This window comes from Lacihabitans sp. CS3-21 (assembly GCF_024343675.1).
Lineage (GTDB): Bacteria > Bacteroidota > Bacteroidia > Cytophagales > Spirosomataceae > Leadbetterella.
Genome location: NZ_RJUD01000081.1, coordinates 1 through 1,696, shown reverse-complemented (window position 1 = coordinate 1,696; position 1,696 = coordinate 1). Strand labels below are relative to the sequence as shown.

General features: G+C 37.8%; 2 protein-coding genes. One reads left to right on the top strand and one right to left on the bottom strand.

Annotation, left to right across the window (positions count from 1 at the left end):
* Positions 1–289: 289 nt before the first annotated feature.
* Positions 290–1,279 (bottom strand): App1 family protein, encoded by a 990-nt coding sequence (locus EGI24_RS22010; RefSeq protein ID WP_255047618.1) that lies wholly within the window; start codon positions 1,277–1,279, stop codon positions 290–292.
* A gap of 1 nt (position 1,280) precedes the next feature.
* Here EGI24_RS22010 and EGI24_RS22005 point away from each other — a divergent pair.
* Positions 1,281–1,696: diacylglycerol kinase family protein (locus EGI24_RS22005; protein ID WP_255047619.1), on the top strand; the 416-nt coding region annotated here is incomplete at its 3' end.

Sequence of the window (1,696 nt, the reverse complement as noted above, 5' to 3'; positions counted from 1 at the left end):
TTTGTGTAGTCCGTTGTAAAATTTCGCCACGATAATTTTTTTTACATGCAAAATGCCAAAAAAGAAATTTACAGGGGGCCGCCTAGGTAGGATCATTTCGGACTGCCGATGCTGCACAAAAAGTGTTTTTTTTGACGGTTGGCCGCTGCCATTCTTTTTTTTCGAACGGTGCGACGACTCGCAAAAAGAATGCCCGCCTGGCAAGGCACGCAATGTATATAATTTAGGCTAGTTTCTAAGTCTGAAACTTTAGTTATTAACTATCAAAAAATAATTTCCAAAAATCATCTCAAACCAACAATCCAATTGTTTTAGCATGTTGAATGGCTTCATCAGTATGTTGCGACTGAAAGGTTTTTATAGATTTATTTTGTATTGAATTTAGGGTTTCAGTAGTAAAATCTGCTTTTTCCAAACTAATATTTCGAATATAAACCGCCACAATCTGCTCAGGATATTTATTGGCTATGGAGGCATAAATTTGCGGGTCACTTTGCGAATTATCGCCAAGCAATACGAACCTTTGTCTCGGAAAAGCCTTCAGAATTCTCGTCACCCTGTTGAGCTTTCCTTCGTGTTTGGTTTTGCCTGTTTTCAACAATTGATACCACTTCTTTATATTATTCAACAAAAAAGCCCCTTTTGGCAAGCCGTTGTGCTTAAAAAAAGCATTCAAATCATCATATAGATTCCACTCGCTACTCGAAACATAGAAAAAAGGATTCGGCACGTTTGGTTCTGTATGGGTAAGAGCCAGCAACTTGTAAAATTTCACCACATCGGCAAAAGTTTTGCGGCTACGTGGATTTTTGGTGAACATCACCCGGAGTTTTTTACCTGTGTGGGCCGAATGCGAAACCAAAACGGTATCGTCTATATCCGAAATGAAACCATATTGTGTAGCATGTGGAACAAATAGCTTTCCTTCTCCACTAGTTTTCTTATATCCCTGACCATCAACCAAATGCACTTCAATCAAATGCCAACCCGCGTCTATTTCAAAATCCGATTGCCACTCAAATTTAAAAAAACCATCCACCTCAGTGGTGGCATGAAGTGTTTGATTTTGCCACTGCAAACTCAATTGTACATGTGGTACAGGTTTAACTAAAAATAATCTGGCTAAATGTATAATATTACTGATGGGATTATTGTTAAATTTACTCGGACGCACAGATTTCCCAGCCAAAACATGACCATACACTACCAGGTTATTTTGGTGTCCATAACCATGATATACTTTTACAGTTGCAACAGCATGTTCAATTTCATTTTTCATTATGACATCAAAAAACTTAAAAGTACTTTTTGTAATTAATGCTGGTTCAGGCAATAATACGATTGACTGGACCTCCTTGGTTACCAATTATTTTTCAAATCTTAGCAACACCATAGATTTTTACAATCTCACACCAACTTGCAACATTTCAACCATAAAAGCAAAGATAAAGTTGTTTAAACCTGATTGTGTGGCTGCAGTCGGTGGTGATGGTACCATAAAACTGGTGGCTGAATGTTTGATAAAAACCAAAATCCTTTTGGGCATCATTCCAGCCGGATCAGCCAACGGACTTGCAAAGGAACTCGGAATAAGTGAAAATCCTACAAAAGCTTTGGATATACTCTTGCAGGCTTTCTCAAAAAAGATTCATATCACACGAATCAATGAGCAACTCTGCATTCATTTGAGTGATAT